Raw genomic sequence first — 16548 nt, 5'->3', positions numbered from 1 at the left:
GGCCAGCCCAGACAACGCATCAGCCGGGGGTCAAACACTCCGGCCCATTCAACTTCGGATCATTCACCAGATTCGCCAACACCCGCTCGCGCAACGCCGCGGGTTCACTGGCCAGTAATCCCTGCAATACATGCAACGGCGTCTCGGGATCGAGCCACGCCTCCTGCCCCGCCGCATCCAGGATCAACGGCCGACGCTGACTCGCCGCCGGTTGCGTGATCACGGCCGTGCTCAGCCACACCTGCTCCTGCACCGGATACGCCTCCCAGATCGCCGCGAAAAACAGCGTCGAGCCCTCCCCCGGCGTCAGCCAATACGGACGCTTGCGGGTGCCGCCGCGCCATTCGTAAAAACCGTTGGCCGGCAACAGGCAGCGGCGCTCGCGCAGGGCTTGGCGAAACATCGGTTGCTCGGCCACGGTTTCGGCGCGGGCATGGGCCGGCGTGCGGGACAGATCGGTGAGCCACGGCGGCGTCAAACCCCAGCGGGCGCGGGCCAATTCACGCTCGCCGTCGGCGCCGGCACGCAGCATCAACACCGAATCATTGGGAGAAATATTCCACTGGGCCTGCTGATCGGCGGGGAAGCCAGGCAGGGCCGCGAAGGCGGGATTCCAGCGAAACAGGGCATAACGTCCACACATGGGGCAGCACGACTCTTGATCAAACGAACGTCAGCCTAACAGACCAGCGTGCCGGGAAAGCTTTCCGGTTCATCGCCGGGCATCGGCAGCGCGGCATTGTACGCGGTGATCAACTCCCGGGCGTATTCGGCTTGGTCGTTATCCACCGACAAGCCCAGCAGGCCGAAGATCGGCAATTCGCCGGTGCCGCCGAGCAAATCGCGGCCGACCAGATGCGCCTCGACGCCCTCGCTGGCCAACATGCTTTGCAGCAACTCGCCTTCCATCAGGTTTTCCGGTTCGTAGATTCGCTGCATGGATGCCCTCACTCGTTCTCGCTGAACACTTCGAGATGCCACTCCTCTCCATGAACCTGCAACACAAACGTAATTGGCCGACAACACACCTGACAGTCCTCGATATAGGTCTGATCGCCCGCCGACAAATCCACAGTCGTCTCGACCTCTTCACCACAATACGGACATTCATACACTGCAGCTTCCAGCATCGCGGTCTCCCAAGTGACTTGTGCGTATAATCGCCGGTCTATTTGCAGGGCTATTTTTGTCTGGCTAACTTTTCAGACCGTGCCCCGTTGGTTTTCGATCAAAACCTTTACTTACCCTAGCCGTTTCTAACAAGAGAGCATGATGGGCGAATTCGATGCCATCCGACCTTACGACGACAGCGAAGTCCCAGCGGTGCTGGCACGCTTGCTCGGCGACAAGGCGTTTCTAGATATCCTCACCCACTTCCGCTTCCCGCGTTTTGCCGGTGCCTTCGGCTGGATGCTCAAACCTCTTATAGCTCATCGGCTGCGCCGTGAGTTCGCCGGCATCGATTCGGTGGCCACGCTGCAGGACAAAGTCGAGTATTACGTCGACCACACCATCGAGCGCGCCACGGACGGTGTCACGTACACTGGCGTCGAGCAATTCAAATCCGGCAGCGCCTACCTGTTCATCGCCAACCACCGCGACATCGTGATGGACCCGGCCTTCGTCAACTATGCCGTGTACCACGCAGGCCTGCCGACGCCGCGCATCGCGATTGGCGACAACCTGCTGCAAAAGCCCTTCGTCAGCGACCTGATGCGCCTGAACAAGAGCTTCATCGTGCACCGTTCGATCACCGGTCGCCGCGAGAAAATGGCGGCTTATCAGCTGTTGTCGGCGTACATCAACCACTCAATCCGCAACGATTGCGCCTCGATCTGGATCGCGCAGGCCGAAGGCCGGGCCAAGGACGGCGACGACCGCACCGAATCGGCGATCCTCAAAATGTTCCACATGAGCCGCAAGGACGAGCCGTTCGGCGAAGTCATCCGCTCGCTGAACGTCACCCCGGTGTCGATCAGCTACGAATATGACCCGTGCGACCAGGCCAAGGCCCGCGAACTCTACATCCGCGCCACCACCGGCACCTACACCAAGGCGCCAGGCGAGGACGATGTGAGCATCGCCAAGGGCATTACCGGCTACAAGGGCCGTGTCCACGTGAATTTCGCCGCGCCGATCACCGAGCTGTTCGAAGACACCAAGCAATTGGCGGTCGAAATGGACAAACAGATTCTCGGCGGCTACCGCTTGTTCCCGGTGCACTACCTGGCTTACGCGCAATGGAAGGATGCCGACCCGCAGTTGCAGGTGCCGAAAGCGTCTGATGTGTTTGCTGCCGACGAACTGGCGAAAGCCCAGGAAGAATGGCAACAGCGCCTGGACGCTTGCCCGGAAGAACATCGTCCGTTCCTGGTGCTGCAATACGCCACGCCGGTGCGTAATCAGTACCGTGTGAAGGCTGGGTTGCCACTCTAGCAGTGGCCTGGGCACGCATTCTGTAGGAGCGAGCCTGCTCGCGAAAAACGTTCAGACACCGCGTTTATTCAGACTGCACGCGTTATCGTTGACGTCCATCGCGAGCAGGCTCACTCCTACAGGGGGTTACGGTGTGTTCAAACGCGCGTGCTGATCCATGACACCAGCAGCGCCAACCCCAGGCAGGCGAAACCGAAGCGATAGAAAAACCGGTTCATGCGCAAGGTCGCGCCATCCAGCGTCAACATCGGCTCATCGATGCGACGGCTCTGGCTCTGCGCTTCGAGGCTGGCCAACGCGCGTTGTTCGCGACGACGCGTGGCGTGCAGCAGCCAGCTGCCCGGAAAGGCCAGCAGCAAGGCGAGCAGGTTGATCAATTTGGCGGGATGGGCGGTAAACAGCGTCATCAAGTGCAGCGACATCACGAACCTCGGACAAAACTGGTGTGGCGGAAGCCAGATCGACGACCGCGGCGCGGATTCTACCGAAAGCCGTCCCTCCTGCCCGCCGCTATACGATAAATAACTCACCATTTGGCAGATTCCTGCCCTGCGTCACGGCTTCGTCATCTGAATGCGCCAATCTCTCGCCCCACCAAAACTGACATGGACACCGTCATGCTGCACGCTGAAAACCAGGATCGCCTCTACCTCATTGCTCAAAGCGACGAACAACAAACTTTGGTCGGCAGCCTTGCCTTCAACGTTCAGGATCGCCATTGGCTGGTGTATTGCGCGCTGGGCGGGCATCAACATGCGGACCTGCCGGAGGCGGATTTGCTGACAGGGGTGAGTGTGCTGGAGTTTTACTCGCAAGCCGCCTGACACCAACGCCCCCCTTGTAGGAGCGAGGCTTGCCCGCGAAGGCGGCCTCTCATTCAACATTGATGTCGCCTGACACACCGTCTTCGCGGGCAAGCCTCGCTCCTACAGAGGGCTAGGTGAATTCGAGATATAAGCAGGCACAAAAAAGCCCGGGGCCATTGCTGGCGCCGGGCTTTTTGATTTCAGCGAAAACTTATTCGCCGAGAATCTGACCCACGGTCGGGTCCTTGAACAGGCGCGTCAACGCATCGCTCAACACATCGCTGACCAGCTTGGTGTTGGTTTCCTGGTTCGGCGCCATGCCGAAACGCTGGTCCAGGGATGCACCGTAACGACCGCTGTAGCGGCGGTTGGCGTTCTGCACGTCAGAGCGGAAGGTCGCGCCGATGGTTGCCTCGGTCACATACATGCCTTCTTTAGGCGACTGATACTTCAGCTCGGTCAGGGTCACGGTCAGTTGTGGGGCATTCATTGCATTGGATGTCGGGGTGAAGCCGAGCAAGCGCACGGCCGCTTCGGCCTGGGCCTGCAGCTTCGGCAGAATCTGCGCGCCCTGCACCGTGATCGCGCTGGTCTCCGGATACAGACCGCCACGGGTGCCCAGGGTTGGCGACGGACGACCGTCCACCACACGCACCACGACTGGCTGGCCATGGCCGACCGGGGCCAGCTGAGTGGTCAGCTTCGGCTCCGGACTCAGTTGTTGCGGGCTGTGGGCGCAGCCGACCAGGGTCAAACTGGTCACAGTGATCAAACCGAACAACAAGCGTTGCAACATGCTCTTCTCTCCAGAATCAGGCACAAACAGGCCGGCAGTATAGCGGTGCGCCACTGCGGGTAACTAGCGTCATGCAACGAATACCAGAATCTCAGACAAACCCCGTGGACCGCGGTTCCTGTCACACATCGTTCACCCTCCTTTCACCGGCACGTCACGACTTGCTGACAACGTATGCGGTAAATCCCTCGAGGTATTTCCCATGCGCCTTCTCGTCTCCCTGTTCACACCGCGCCCGTTGCATCGCTGCTTCGCCCTGCTCGACCGCAACGGCCATTGCCAGGCATTCAAGCAGTGCAGCCTCCAGCCGATGGGCGATGGCTGGGTCGAAATCGAAGAAATCCGCCTCAACTGGCTGCACCATCCCCTGCCCGCCAGCGCCCGTGTCAACCAGCGCCAACCCCGCGCTCGCGCTCAACAACTGCTGGCGACCTGACCAGACGCCTAATAAAAGTCATTAAACACGTCCATTTCCCCGCGTTTCTTAGATACAATCTCCCCCCGATTATAAGGACGTCTCCTGATCGGGCCTCGCAGCAATCGTCAATGCTTCGGTATTGGCACCCCGCACCGCCCACAGAGAGCCGCCCACACAGATCGAGTGAAGCTGGCGCGCTTGCTGTTCCTTGAGCAAAAACCCCACTTTTCGCGAATCTGCAGAGCTGTCATTACGCTCGGTCACTGAGCTGTTTGCCCGTTTTGCCTGTCATGTATTCCATGGCGGCGATCCATCCGGGCACGGTGCCAGGCTGGGACAGCCCTTTTTTGAGGTTCACGTCTTCAAAAGAGCGTGAAAAAAACGGGTTTTCACAACTTCACAAGAGTGTGGCGAGCAAATGAATAGTTTTGCGTCTGAACATGCACCATTAGCGTCTGAAACAGCCCAACGACACAGGACCGAGTATTCCTCGAACACCGGAGCCTGAAGCCTGTCCGCTACGGATTTGGTTGCACAAACGGATGTCTCGACCATAAGTCGAATTGCCAGTCGCGCGTTGAAATGAGTTCATTGACCTCATAAACCCGGCCGGTAGCGTCCGTCGAAGTTGCGATAAATTGCGAAGATTCGGACATGGCGACACTGCCATGGGTACCTGGGGCATCACTGACACGCCCTGAACGCCTGGCAGCCATGCCGACAATTTGGTGCTGCAGATTTTGGAGACGCGTTAAATGGCGCATAACGAAGCAGTCGACGTAGTACTGGTTGGGGCCGGCATCATGAGTGCCACCCTCGCTGTACTGCTCAAAGAGCTCGACCCTGCGATCAAGCTGGAAGTCGTCGAGCTGATGGATTCCGGTGCCGCGGAGAGTTCCAACCCGTGGAACAACGCCGGTACCGGTCACGCCGGGCTGTGTGAGCTCAATTACACGCCGCAGGCCGCCGACGGCACCGTCGACATCAAGAAAGCCGTGCACATCAACACTCAGTTTGAAGTGTCGAAGCAGTTCTGGTCCTACTTGACCAAAAAAGGCACCTTCGGCTCGTGCAAGACCTTCATCAGCCCGGTGCCGCACCTGAGCTTCGTCCAGGGCGACAGCGGCGTGTCCTTCCTCAAGGAACGCTTCAAGGTGCTGAGCAAGCACCACGCCTTCGCGGACATGGAATACACCGAAGACAAGGCAAAAATGGCCGACTGGATGCCATTGATGATGCCGGGGCGTGACGCTGGCGAAACCCTCGCCGCCACCCGTGTGATCAATGGCACCGACGTCAACTTCGGCGCGCTGACCAACCAGTTGCTCAAGCACCTGACCAGCGCACCCGATGCCCAGGTCAAGTACTGCAAGCGCGTGACCGGCCTGAAGCGCAACAACGGCGGCTGGACCGTCAGCATCAAGGACGTCAACAGCGGTAACACCCGCGAAGTCGACGCCAAATTCGTGTTCCTCGGCGCGGGCGGCGCGGCATTGCCGCTGTTGCAGGCCTCGGGCATCGAAGAAAGCAAAGGCTTCGGCGGCTTCCCGATCAGCGGCCAGTGGCTGCGTTGCGACAACCCGGAAGTGGTCAAGCATCACCAGGCCAAGGTGTACAGCCAGGCTGCCGTGGGTTCGCCACCGATGTCGGTGCCGCACCTGGACACTCGCGTGGTCGATGGCAAGAAGTCCCTGCTGTTCGGACCTTACGCCGGTTTCACCACCAAGTTCCTCAAGCACGGCTCCTTCATGGACCTGCCGATGTCGGTTCGCGCCGGCAACATCGGCCCGATGCTGGCCGTGGCGAAAAACAACATGGACCTGACCAAGTACCTGGTCAGCGAAGTGATGCAGTCGATGGAGCAGCGTCTGGATTCCCTGCGCCGCTTCTACCCTGAAGCGAAAGCCGAAGACTGGCGCCTGGAAGTGGCCGGCCAACGGGTGCAGATCATCAAGAAAGACCCGAAAAAGGGCGGCGTTCTGCAGTTCGGTACCGAACTGGTCGCGGCCAAGGACGGTTCCCTTGCTGCCCTGCTGGGTGCTTCGCCAGGCGCGTCGGTGACTGTTTCGATCATGTTGGAACTGATCGAAAAATGCTTCCCGGCCCAAGCGTCCGGCGAGTGGGCAGCCAAACTGGCGGAAATCTTCCCGGCCCGGGAAAAGGTTCTGGAAACCGATGCTGCGCTGTATCGCAAGATCAACGCGCAGAACAACATCGCGCTGGAACTGGTTGAAGAAAGCAGCGAGACACCAAGCTTCGCTTGATTCGGCCCCATAAAAAAACGCCCCGTCGGGGCGTTTTTTTTTGCCCATCTCCCCCCCTGTAGGAGCCGGCTTGCTGGCGATGGCATCACCTCGGTCTGTCAGGTCCACCGAATTGATGCCATCGCCAGCAAGCCGGCTCCTACAAAAGCGGGTTTAGCCGCGGGCTTTTTCGATCAGTTCCATGTAGTCCGGCGCGTTGCGCTGATCCTTGATCAGGGCAATGAAGTCATTGCCGTGCTCATCCTTGCCATTCACGTCATATCCCGCCTCGACGAAGAACGTCAGAAAACGCTCGAAGTCGTCGATACGCAGGCCACGGTAGGCCTTGATCAGTTTGTGCAGGGACGGCGAAGTGGCGTCGACCGGTTCGAAATCGAGAAACAACTTGATCTGCTCGTCGCCGATCTCGTCACCAATCACTTGTTTCTTATCTTTACGCATTGCCGACTCCAGCTCGCAGACATTTCACGGGGCGGGCAGTTTACCCCTCACTGGCCGCTGGGCTCAACGCGGACGAACGGCCCCGGTGTGCAGATCGGCCCAGACATGACCGTTGGCGTAGCTGAGGAACTGGCAATACACCGTGTCATTGCGCAGCAAGTCGATCACCACGCGGTATTGCGCCATCGGGTAAAACAGCGTCAGGGTTTTGCTCTTGTCGTCGTAGATCGGCTTTTTCAGGCTTTTGCTTTCGCCATCGAAGTTGACCAGCACCTGATTGATGGTCGCGCCCTTGTTCAAGGATTTGCCCTTGAGGCGGATCAGCAGCGGAGACGTTACCGGGATCGGCTGTTGGGTGGACTGCCGTTGGCTGCCGACCACCACCGAATACTCGGTGACCTGCAGCAATTGTTGCTGCTCCGGTTCGGCATCACGCAGCGTCAGGTCGTCAGGCGGCAGAAACTGCCCGTGCATCAGCGCCGGCGCGGCGGCCAGCGGCAGGCTGAGGGTCAGCAACAGGGCGGCGCAGCTGCGGATCAAAAGGCTCATGACGGGCTCCGAAAGGCGGGGCCGGGCACTTTATCATGGGTACACACCGTCCCTGTAGGAGCGTGGCTTGCCCGCGAAGGCGGTGTGTCAGTCGATAACTAAGGGACTGACACACCGCCTTCGCGGGCAAGCCTCGCTCCTACAAGGGCCGGGTATCAATCGAACTGCGCGCGCATCCAGGCCTGATACTCGGCCACGCCCGGCTCGCCTTCACGCGGCGCCCAATCAGCCAGCTCACCTTCACCCACAGGACGATAAGGACCAGCCTTGCACTCGAACATCAGGCTGTCGGCTTCCAGCACCACCAGGCCATGAAACACACCGGTTGGCAGGTCCACGCCGACGCAGTCGCCACCGGCCTGCAGGACTTGCTTGCGCACCACCGCGCCGGACTCGTCGAAGATCAACACGCCAAGCCGTCCCTTGAGGACCAGCAAGGTTTCAGCCTTGTTCTCCCCCAGATGCCGATGAGGCGGGATGTACGTGCCCGGCTGCAAACCCACCGCCATGCGATGGCAAGCGTCTTCCATCTGATGAAAGTTGTGGTGCTGGCGTCCACGCGGATTGGCTGCTGCTTTATCGGCCAACTCAGTGAACAGGGCTTGATCAAGAAAGCTCGGCGCGGCCATGTGCTTACATCCCTTTAACGGCAAAAATCCCGTTGGCGTTACGCCAGTAGCCTTTGTAGTCCATGCCGTAACCGAAGATGTAGCGGTCGATGCACGGCAAACCGACGAAATCGGCTTTCAGGTCCGGACGAGCCTTGCGGTCGTGGTCCTTGTCGATCAGCACGGCGGTGTGCACTTTGCGCGCGCCGGCGTGTTTGCAGAAGTCGATGATCGCGCCCAGGGTGTGACCTTCGTCGAGGATGTCGTCGATGATCAGCACGTCACGGTCGATAAACGACACTTCAGGCTTGGCTTTCCAGAACAGGTCGCCGCCGCTGGTTTCGTTGCGATAACGGGTGGCGTGCAGGTAGGACGCTTCCAGCGGGAATTGCAGATGGGTGAGCAGCTTGCCGGCGAAGATCAGGCCGCCGTTCATCACGCAGAACACCACCGGGTTAGTGTCAGCCATTTGTTCGTTGATATGTGCACCAACGCGGGCGATGGCCGCCTCGACTTCAGCTTCGGTGTACAGGCAGTCAGCCTCTCGCATGATTTGACGGATATGCTCGAGATCAGCGGACATGGCGCTCTCCAAGGGGTGGCATTCAGGAAAAGCGGGCAAAGGTACGCATCCCGCACGGCCAGATCAAGCGTTTGTGGACTAACGTACTCTATTGTCTATAGGACAACACCCTCGGATAGATTAATCTAGGCCGGTTTTTTTGCCCGCCGCCGGAGCCTTTCCCATGCCCATCCTCGAGATCCGCCATCCGCTGATCCGTCACAAACTCGGCCTGATGCGCCGCGCAGACATCAGCACCAAGAATTTCCGCGAGCTCGCTCAGGAAGTCGGTGCCCTTTTGACCTATGAAGCCACCAAAGACCTGCCGCTGGAATCCTACGACATCGAAGGTTGGTGCGGCACCGTGTCGGTCGAGAAAATCGCCGGCAAGAAAATTACCGTAGTGCCAATCCTGCGCGCCGGCATCGGCATGCTCGAAGGCGTGCTGAGCCTGATCCCGGGCGCCAAAGTCAGCGCCGTGGGCGTGGCCCGCAACGAACAGACGCTGCAAGCCCACACGTATCTGGAAAAACTGGTTCCGGAAATCAACGAACGCCTGGCAATGATCATCGACCCGATGCTCGCCACCGGCAGTTCCATGGTTGCCACCATCGACCTGTTGAAAAAAGCCGGTTGCCGCGACATCCGCGCCATGGTGCTGGTCGCCGCGCCGGAAGGCATCGCCGCTGTGGAGAAGGCTCACCCGGACGTGACCATCTACACCGCATCCATTGACGAGAAACTCAACGAACACGGTTACATCATCCCGGGCCTGGGCGATGCCGGCGACAAGATCTTCGGCACCAAGCAGAAGGACGCTTGAGCATGCAGCAAGAGTTCAACGATCCGCTCTGGCGCACGGTGCTGTCGGGTGCACAGATGCTGTTCGTGGCCTTTGGCGCGCTGGTATTGATGCCGCTGATTACCGGCCTCGACCCGAACGTGGCGCTGTTCACCGCCGGTTTGGGGACGATTCTGTTCCAGATCGTCACCGGGCGTCAGGTGCCGGTGTTCCTGGCGTCGAGCTTCGCCTTCATCACCCCGATCATTCTCGCCAAAGGCCAGTTCGGCCTCGCAGCGACCATGGGCGGCGTGATGGCGGCGGGTTTTGTCTACACCTTCCTCGGCCTCGCCGTGAAGATCAAAGGCACCGGTTTCATCGACCGTTTGCTGCCACCGGTGGTGATTGGTCCGGTAATCATTTCCATCGGCCTGGCCATGGCGCCAATCGCCGCCAACATGGCGATGGGCAAGGCTGGCGATGGCTCCGAGCTGATTCATTACCAGACAGCCATGCTGATCTCGATGCCCGCGCTGCTGACCACGCTGATCGTTGCGGTGTTCGGCAAAGGCATTTTCCGCCTGGTACCGATCATCTCCGGCGTGCTGGTCGGTTTTGCGATGGCGTTCTATTTCGGCGTGGTTGATACCGCGAAGATTGCCGCTGCACCGTGGTTCGCGATCCCGAACTTCACTGCGCCGGAATTCAACTGGCAAGCGATTCTGTTCATCGTTCCGGTGGCATTGGCCCCGGCCATCGAGCACATCGGTGGCGTGATCGCCGTGGGCAGCGTGACCGGCCGCGACTACCTGAAGAAGCCAGGCCTGCATCGCACGCTGCTTGGCGATGGCATCGCCACCACCGCTGCCGGCCTGTTTGGCGGCCCGCCCAACACCACGTACGCCGAAGTGACCGGCGCGGTGATGCTGACCAAGAACTACAACCCGAAAATCATGACCTGGGCGGCGATCTTCGCCATCAGCCTGGCGTTCATCGGCAAGTTCGGCGCGTTGCTACAAAGCATTCCAGTGCCGGTAATGGGCGGGATTCTGTGCCTGTTGTTCGGTTCGATTGCAGCGGTGGGGATGAACACGCTGATTCGCCACAAGATCGACCTGGGCGAGGCGCGCAACCTGGTGATCGTGTCGGTCACGCTGGTGTTCGGGATTGGCGGCGTGCTGGTGGGCACCGGCACCGGCCCGGACGACTTCGGCCTCAAAGGCATCGCGCTGTGCGCGGTGGTGGCGATTGCGCTGAACCTGTTGCTGCCGGGGAATGACAGCTGGAAGCACAAGAAGGCGGATGAGCCTTTGTTGTAAACCGTAGATTTTTGTCGCGGTTCAGGACGCTATCGCCGGCAAGCCGCCTCCTACAGGTTTTGTGTTGTTCACGCGACCTGTGTAGGAGCCGGCTTGCCGGCGATGCTTTTTAAAGCGCCAACGGCGCTCGCTCGCACAATGCGTTCAACGCCTTCGCCCACTGCGGATCATCGTTGAGGCACGGCACCAGCACCAACTCCTCCCCCCCCGCTTCGCGGAACTGTTCTTTCCCGCGATCACCGATTTCTTCCAGCGTCTCGATGCAATCGGCAACGAACGCCGGGCACATCACCAGCACCTTCCTCACGCCCATTCCCGCCAACTCATCAAGGCGCGCTTCGGTGTAGGGTTCGATCCATTTCGCCCGACCCAGCCGCGACTGAAACGACACCGACCATTTGCCGTCCGGCAGGCCCATGCGTTTGGCGAATTCCGCTGCGGTGCGCAGGCACTGGCCGCGATAACAGGTCGCGACGACTTCCGGTGGCGCACCGGCGCAGCAATCGCCGCCACCTTCAAAACTGTGCCCCGGGTTGAGCTTCTTCAGATGCCGCTCCGGCAAGCCATGGAAGCTCAGCAACAGATGATCGAAATCCTGTTCCAGATGCGGCTTGGCGCTGGCCACCAGGGCATCGATGTATTCCGGCTGATCGTAGAACGGCTCGAGTATCGAGAACTGCACGTCGAGTTTGTGCTCGCTCACCACCCGCTTGGCTTCCTCGATCACCGTGGTCACGGTGCTGTCGGCAAACTGGGGATAAAGCGGCGCGAGGGTAATGCGCTTGTGGCCCTGGGCGACGAGTTGCAGCAGTTTCGACTCAATCGACGGCTCGCCATAACGCATCGCCAGCTCCACCGGCCCGTGCGTCCACTGTGTGGTCATGGCCTGCTGCAAGCGGCGGCTGAGCACCACCAGTGGCGAGCCCTCCTCCCACCAGATCGAGGCGTAGGCGTGGGCCGACTGCTCCGGGCGTCTGATCAGAATCAGCGAGACCAGCAAACGGCGCACCGGCCATGGCAGGTCGATCACATACGGGTCCATCAGAAATTGATTGAGGTAGCTGCGCACATCCGCCACCGAGGTGGAGGCAGGTGAACCCAGGTTGACCAGAAGCAACGCGTGATCGGTCATGCAACGTCCTATTTCAGAGGCGGCTGGACAAGTCGTCCAGAGCCGCACGCAGGTCAGTGAACTGGAAGGTGAAGCCCGCTTCCAGCAAGCGCGCCGGGACAGCCTTCTGGCCACCCAGCAACAGCAATGACAACTCGCCCAGGCCCACCTTCAAAGCCAGGGCCGGCATGGGCATGAACGCCGGGCGATGCAGCACGCTGCCCAGCGTCTTGGCAAATTCACGATTGCGCACCGGTTTGGGCGCGCAGGCATTATAAGGACCGCTGGCGTTTTTCTGATGCAGAAGAAAATCAATCAGAGCGATTTGATCCTTGATATGAATCCACGGCATCCACTGCCGACCAGTGCCCAAAGGCCCGCCCAGCCCCAGTTTGAACGGCAGCAACAGCCGCGACAAAAAGCCGCCCTCGGCCGACAGCACCAAGCCGGTGCGAACGAAGATCACACGAACACCCAAGGCTTCGGCACGCTGGGCGGTTTCTTCCCAGGCAATGCACAACTGACTGGCAAAATCATCGATCACCGGAGGGGAATGTTCAGTCAACTCCCGCTCACCACCGTCGCCATACCAGCCAATGGCAGAGCCCGAAATCAACACCTGCGGTTTCTGTTCACGGCTTTCGAGCCACGCCAGCAAGGTTTCCGTCAGCGTGATACGGCTGCTCCACAGCAAGGCTTTACGTCGGTGAGTCCAGAGCCGATCGGCAATTGGCGCACCCGCGAGGTTGATAATCGCATCCACAGGTTCCTGACCGAGGTCTTCGAGTCGGGCCACCGCGCGCACCTGGGCGCCACAGACTTTCGCGACTTTGGCCGGCGTCCGGCTCCAGACGCTCAGACGATGTCCCTGACTCAACCAGTGGCGGCAGAGCTGACGTCCTATCAAACCAGTACCGCCGGTCAGCAATATGTGCATGACTTCTTCCTCGCGTGGCGTTTTACCCTGATCACTAGTCTATTTTTATAAGCAGGGATCTTTGATATCGGGCAGGGTCTGTGTTTAACAATAGGCCAAGCTGTCAGAACGAGAACGCTAAAAGTTATACCGAAAAACAATATTGTACAGGTTTCAACCACGGCGTAGTCTGTACAGAAAGGTAAACGAGGCCCCTATGACTGTACCTATCGCAATCATCGGCACCGGCATTGCCGGACTCTCAGCCGCCCAGGCCCTCACGGACGCAGGGCATGTCGTTCAACTTTTCGATAAAAGCCGCGGCAGTGGCGGACGCATGTCGAGCAAGCGCAGCGATGCGGGTGCGCTGGACATGGGCGCGCAATATTTCACTGCGCGTGATCGCCGCTTTGTCACTGAAGTCCAGCGCTGGCAAGCCAAAGGCTGGGTCGCCGAATGGGCGCCGCAGCTTTATACCTACCACGGCGGCCAGCTCAACCTGTCGCCGGACGAGCAGACGCGCTGGGTCGGCACGCCACGCATGAGCGCCATCACCCGTGGCCTGATTGGCGATCTGGAAGTGCATTTTGCCTGCCGCATTACCGAGGTCTATCGCGGTGAAGAACACTGGCATCTGCAGGATGCCGAAGGTTTCACTCATGGCCCGTTCGGCCATGTGGTGATCGCCACACCGGCACCTCAAGCGACTGCTTTGCTGGCCTCCGCACCGAAACTCGCCGGTGCTGCCGCAGGGGTAAAAATGGACCCGACCTGGGCCGTCGCCCTGGCCTTCGAAACGCCACTGGACACGCCCATGGAAGGCTGCTTCGTGCAGGACAGCCCGCTCGACTGGCTGGCACGCAACCGCAGCAAACCGGGACGCGACAACACGCTGGACACTTGGGTGCTGCACGCGACCAGCGCCTGGAGCCGACAACATATCGACCTGTCCAAGGAAGCCGTGATCGAACAATTGCACGGCGCATTTGCTGAACTGTTACACGATTCAATGCCGGCTCCGACCTTCAGCCTCGCCCATCGCTGGCTCTACGCGCGCCCTGCCAGCAGTCATGAATGGGGTGTACTGGCTGACGCCGACCTGGGCCTGTATGTGTGCGGCGACTGGTGCCTGTCGGGCCGGGTCGAAGGTGCCTGGCTCAGTGGACAGGAAGCTGCCCGTCGCCTGCATGCGCACTTGCAGTGAACCGCATTAACCCGAGCAAATTGCTGCTGTCGAAGTGGACAGCAGCCCACCCGCAAAACCGCGAAAAACATTTTCTGGTCATCGAGTTGTTCCGCGACGAGGAAGGCACGGTGCTGGACGTCGAATTGCAGGCAGTGCTGACCAAGCGCAATCAACGCCTGAGCTGGCAAACCCTGAAAAACAGCAACGCCTGGTTACTGGGCTGGAACTAGCTCCCTGTAGGAGCCAGCTTGCTGGCGATCCAAACGCCGCGATCATTCAGGAACACCGCGTCATCGTTCATCGCCGGCAAGCCAGCTCCTACAGCACGCCAAATACTTATACAAACAATTTGACTTGTACACCTTTGAATCTATGATGAAACACATGTTGTACAGAAATTAAATCCTGTACAGGTTTGGATTCGAGGTGCTCCGATGCCCCACGCCAGCGCGAAACCGAAAATCGCCATCAGCGCCTGCCTGATGGGCGCCGAGGTGCGTTTCAATGGCGGGCACAAAGAATCGCGGCTGTGCAGCCGCACCCTCACCGAGTATTTCGATTTCGTCCCGGTGTGCCCGGAAGTCGCCATCGGCCTGGGCATTCCTCGCCAGCCCATTCGACTGGTCGGTGACGCTGAACGCCCCGAAGCCATCGGCACTGTTCACCCCGAACTGAATGTCACCCGGCCGCTGGCCGATTACGCCCGGAAGATGGCCGCCGAGCTGAACGATGTCTGCGGCTACATCTTCATGCAGAAATCGCCGTCGTGCGGACTGGATCGGGTCAAGGTCTACCACGCCAACGGTGCACCGGTAGACGGCGGTGGCCGTGGCATCTATGCCCAGGCTTTCTGTGCGCTGCACCCGGACCTGCCGGTGGAAGAAGACGGCCGGCTCAACGACCCGGTGCTGCGGGAAAACTTTCTCACCCGTGTGTTCGCCTACAGCGCCTGGCAACAGTTGCTGCAAGCAGGCCTGACTCGCCGCGGATTGACGGAATTTCACTCGCGCTACAAATACCTGCTGATGGCCCACAACCCGGTGCAGTACAAAACCCTGGGCAATCTGCTGGGCAACATGGGCCGGATCGACCCGAAAGAACTCGGCCCACGTTATTTCAGCGAACTGATGGCGGCCTTGAAAAAGTGCGCCACGCGCCGCACCCACACCAACGTTCTGCAACACATCAGCGGTTACCTCAAGCAGGTCATCAGCACTGAAGACAAACAGGAAGTGCAACACGTCATCGGCCAGTACCGCCACGGCATCGTGCCGCTGGTGGTGCCGCTGACGCTGCTCAAACATCACTTTCGCCAACACCCGGATCCGTACATTGCGCAACAGGTTTACCTGCAACCGCACCCGGAAAACCTCAGCCTGCGAAACGCGATCTGATGAAAATCCCACTCGACACCAGTGCCCGCGAAGACCTCGGCGCCGACTTCAAGAAAGCCCTCGATGAAGGCTGGCTGCCGATTCGTGAAGTGGCCCGGCAGACCGGCGTCAACGCCGTCACCTTGCGCGCCTGGGAACGGCGTTACGGTTTGATCGTGCCGCAACGCACGCCCAAAGGGCATCGGCTGTTCAGCGCCGAACACGTACAACGCATCCTGACAATCCTCACCTGGCTCAATCGCGGCGTGGCCGTCAGCCAGGTCAAGCAACTGCTCGACACCCCGCAAGCCTTTGGCGAATCGGTCGAAAACGATTGGAAGGTGCTGTGCAACACGCTGCTGCAAGCAGTCACTCGGCTCAACGAACGCACCCTCGATGACACCGTCAACCAGGCGATTGCGTTGTACCCGCCGCGGACTTTGTGCGAACAACTGTTGATGCCGTTGCTGGCCGAACTTGAACAACGCTGGCAAGGCCAGTTTGGCGCGCAGATGGAGCGAGTGTTTTTTCACTCCTGGTTACGCAGCAAATTCGGCGCGCGCATCTACCATAACAACCGTCAACTGCGCACCGCACCGCTGCTGTTGATCAATCACTCCGACCTGCCGCTGGAACCGCATCTGTGGCTCACCGCGTGGTTGATCAGCAGCGCCGATTGCCCGGTGGAAGTGTTCGACTGGCCGTTGCCGGCGGGTGAGCTCGCGCTGGCGGTCGATCACCTGCAAGCCCGCGGCGTACTGCTGTATTCCAGCAAAGCCATGAACCTTGCGCAGCTGCCGAAACTTTTCAACGGTGTCAGTTGCCCAAAAATGATTGCCGGACCAACGGTATGCATCCACCACGCCGAGTTGTCCGTAAAAACCACAGAGATTGCTGAATTGTTCCTGGCCGAAGATCCGTTATCGGCGCATCAGGACCTGGTACAGCGCGGGCTTATTTAAATGAATCGTACGGACACCAC

At 59.8% G+C, this 16548-nt stretch carries 21 protein-coding genes; 10 read left to right on the top strand and 11 right to left on the bottom strand.

Annotation, left to right across the window (positions count from 1 at the left end; translation table 11 throughout):
• Nucleotides 1-19 precede the first annotated feature (19 nt).
• Genes PMI32_RS23385 through PMI32_RS23395 form a run of 3 tightly spaced genes read right to left on the bottom strand, consistent with a single transcriptional unit; the run spans nt 20 to nt 1130 of the window.
• A complete protein-coding gene (locus tag PMI32_RS23385) occupies nt 20-643 on the bottom strand; it encodes an SOS response-associated peptidase (RefSeq protein ID WP_008025916.1) in 624 nt (207 codons plus the stop codon).
• A gap of 35 nt (nt 644-678) precedes the next feature.
• On the bottom strand, nt 679-939 hold the full coding sequence (locus tag PMI32_RS23390) for a putative signal transducing protein (RefSeq protein ID WP_008025915.1): 261 nt from the start codon (nt 937-939) through the stop codon (nt 679-681).
• 8 nt (nt 940-947) lie between these two features.
• Complete coding sequence (locus tag PMI32_RS23395; RefSeq protein ID WP_008025913.1) at nt 948-1130, bottom strand: CPXCG motif-containing cysteine-rich protein; 183 nt, start codon at nt 1128-1130, stop codon at nt 948-950.
• 139 nt (nt 1131-1269) lie between these two features.
• Between PMI32_RS23395 and PMI32_RS23400 the strand changes: the two genes are divergently transcribed.
• Nucleotides 1270-2436, top strand: a complete 1167-nt coding sequence (locus tag PMI32_RS23400; protein WP_032828604.1) for a 1-acyl-sn-glycerol-3-phosphate acyltransferase — start codon at nt 1270-1272, stop codon at nt 2434-2436.
• Nucleotides 2437-2573: 137 nt separating this feature from the next.
• On the opposite strand, the gene PMI32_RS23405 is transcribed toward PMI32_RS23400, so the two are convergent.
• Nucleotides 2574-2858 carry a hypothetical protein gene (locus PMI32_RS23405; RefSeq protein ID WP_008025909.1) on the bottom strand — a complete coding sequence of 95 codons (285 nt, stop codon included), beginning with the start codon at nt 2856-2858 and terminating at the stop codon, nt 2574-2576.
• Nucleotides 2859-3053: 195 nt separating this feature from the next.
• Here PMI32_RS23405 and PMI32_RS23410 point away from each other — a divergent pair, with 195 nt between their 5' ends.
• Nucleotides 3054-3260 carry a hypothetical protein gene (locus PMI32_RS23410; RefSeq protein ID WP_008025908.1) on the top strand — a complete coding sequence of 69 codons (207 nt, stop codon included), beginning with the start codon at nt 3054-3056 and terminating at the stop codon, nt 3258-3260.
• 193 nt (nt 3261-3453) lie between these two features.
• Here the strand turns inward: PMI32_RS23410 and PMI32_RS23415 are convergent, their stop codons facing one another.
• A complete protein-coding gene (locus tag PMI32_RS23415; RefSeq protein ID WP_008025906.1) occupies nt 3454-4038 on the bottom strand; it encodes a YajG family lipoprotein in 585 nt (194 codons plus the stop codon).
• A gap of 202 nt (nt 4039-4240) precedes the next feature.
• Between PMI32_RS23415 and PMI32_RS23420 the strand changes: the two genes are divergently transcribed.
• The gene (locus tag PMI32_RS23420; RefSeq protein ID WP_008025904.1) at nt 4241-4474 is read left to right on the top strand and encodes a hypothetical protein; all 234 of its coding nucleotides are present in this window, start codon (nt 4241-4243) and stop codon (nt 4472-4474) included.
• A gap of 737 nt (nt 4475-5211) precedes the next feature.
• A complete protein-coding gene (gene mqo / locus PMI32_RS23425; protein ID WP_008025902.1) occupies nt 5212-6720 on the top strand; it encodes a malate dehydrogenase (quinone) in 1509 nt (502 codons plus the stop codon).
• Nucleotides 6721-6873: 153 nt separating this feature from the next.
• Here the strand turns inward: mqo and PMI32_RS23430 are convergent, their stop codons facing one another.
• The 4 genes from PMI32_RS23430 to PMI32_RS23445 form a co-directional block, all read right to left on the bottom strand.
• Complete coding sequence (locus tag PMI32_RS23430) at nt 6874-7161, bottom strand: PA4642 family protein (RefSeq protein WP_008025901.1); 288 nt, start codon at nt 7159-7161, stop codon at nt 6874-6876.
• Nucleotides 7162-7224: 63 nt separating this feature from the next.
• The gene (locus PMI32_RS23435) at nt 7225-7710 is read right to left on the bottom strand and encodes a hypothetical protein (RefSeq protein ID WP_008025899.1); all 486 of its coding nucleotides are present in this window, start codon (nt 7708-7710) and stop codon (nt 7225-7227) included.
• A 155-nt stretch (nt 7711-7865) separates the two neighbouring features.
• Nucleotides 7866-8339: a WbuC family cupin fold metalloprotein gene (locus PMI32_RS23440; protein WP_008025897.1), complete on the bottom strand. Its 474-nt coding sequence runs from the start codon at nt 8337-8339 to the stop codon at nt 7866-7868.
• A gap of 4 nt (nt 8340-8343) precedes the next feature.
• Complete coding sequence (locus tag PMI32_RS23445) at nt 8344-8901, bottom strand: hypoxanthine-guanine phosphoribosyltransferase (protein WP_008025895.1); 558 nt, start codon at nt 8899-8901, stop codon at nt 8344-8346.
• A 163-nt stretch (nt 8902-9064) separates the two neighbouring features.
• On the opposite strand from PMI32_RS23445, the gene upp reads away from it, so the two are divergent.
• Complete coding sequence (upp, locus tag PMI32_RS23450) at nt 9065-9703, top strand: uracil phosphoribosyltransferase (RefSeq protein ID WP_008025893.1); 639 nt, start codon at nt 9065-9067, stop codon at nt 9701-9703.
• A gap of 2 nt (nt 9704-9705) precedes the next feature.
• Complete coding sequence (locus tag PMI32_RS23455; RefSeq protein ID WP_008025891.1) at nt 9706-10980, top strand: uracil-xanthine permease family protein; 1275 nt, start codon at nt 9706-9708, stop codon at nt 10978-10980.
• 109 nt (nt 10981-11089) lie between these two features.
• On the opposite strand, the gene hemH is transcribed toward PMI32_RS23455, so the two are convergent.
• Both hemH and PMI32_RS23465 read right to left on the bottom strand, forming a co-directional pair.
• Complete coding sequence (gene hemH / locus PMI32_RS23460) at nt 11090-12112, bottom strand: ferrochelatase (RefSeq protein WP_008025889.1); 1023 nt, start codon at nt 12110-12112, stop codon at nt 11090-11092.
• Nucleotides 12113-12125: 13 nt separating this feature from the next.
• The gene (locus PMI32_RS23465; protein ID WP_008025887.1) at nt 12126-13028 is read right to left on the bottom strand and encodes a TIGR01777 family oxidoreductase; all 903 of its coding nucleotides are present in this window, start codon (nt 13026-13028) and stop codon (nt 12126-12128) included.
• A gap of 196 nt (nt 13029-13224) precedes the next feature.
• On the opposite strand from PMI32_RS23465, the gene PMI32_RS23470 reads away from it, so the two are divergent.
• The 4 genes from PMI32_RS23470 (at nt 13225) to PMI32_RS23485 (ending at nt 16528) form a co-directional block, all read left to right on the top strand.
• On the top strand, nt 13225-14211 hold the full coding sequence (locus PMI32_RS23470) for an NAD(P)/FAD-dependent oxidoreductase (protein WP_008025886.1): 987 nt from the start codon (nt 13225-13227) through the stop codon (nt 14209-14211).
• Nucleotides 14208-14423, top strand: a complete 216-nt coding sequence (locus PMI32_RS23475) for a TIGR02450 family Trp-rich protein (RefSeq protein WP_008025883.1) — start codon at nt 14208-14210, stop codon at nt 14421-14423. The genes PMI32_RS23470 and PMI32_RS23475 overlap by 4 nt, the downstream gene beginning before the upstream one ends.
• A gap of 204 nt (nt 14424-14627) precedes the next feature.
• Nucleotides 14628-15587: a YbgA family protein gene (locus PMI32_RS23480; RefSeq protein ID WP_008025882.1), complete on the top strand. Its 960-nt coding sequence runs from the start codon at nt 14628-14630 to the stop codon at nt 15585-15587.
• A complete protein-coding gene (locus PMI32_RS23485; protein WP_008025880.1) occupies nt 15587-16528 on the top strand; it encodes a MerR family transcriptional regulator in 942 nt (313 codons plus the stop codon). The genes PMI32_RS23480 and PMI32_RS23485 overlap by 1 nt, the downstream gene beginning before the upstream one ends.
• The last annotated feature ends 20 nt before the right edge of the window (nt 16529-16548 follow it).

The sequence above is a fragment of the Pseudomonas sp. GM60 genome (assembly GCF_000282415.1).
In the GTDB taxonomy this organism is placed as follows: Bacteria; Pseudomonadota; Gammaproteobacteria; order Pseudomonadales; family Pseudomonadaceae; genus Aquipseudomonas; species Aquipseudomonas migulae.
The sequence above is the reverse complement of the archived record's forward strand: the minus strand, read 5'-3'. Positions and strand labels throughout refer to the sequence as shown.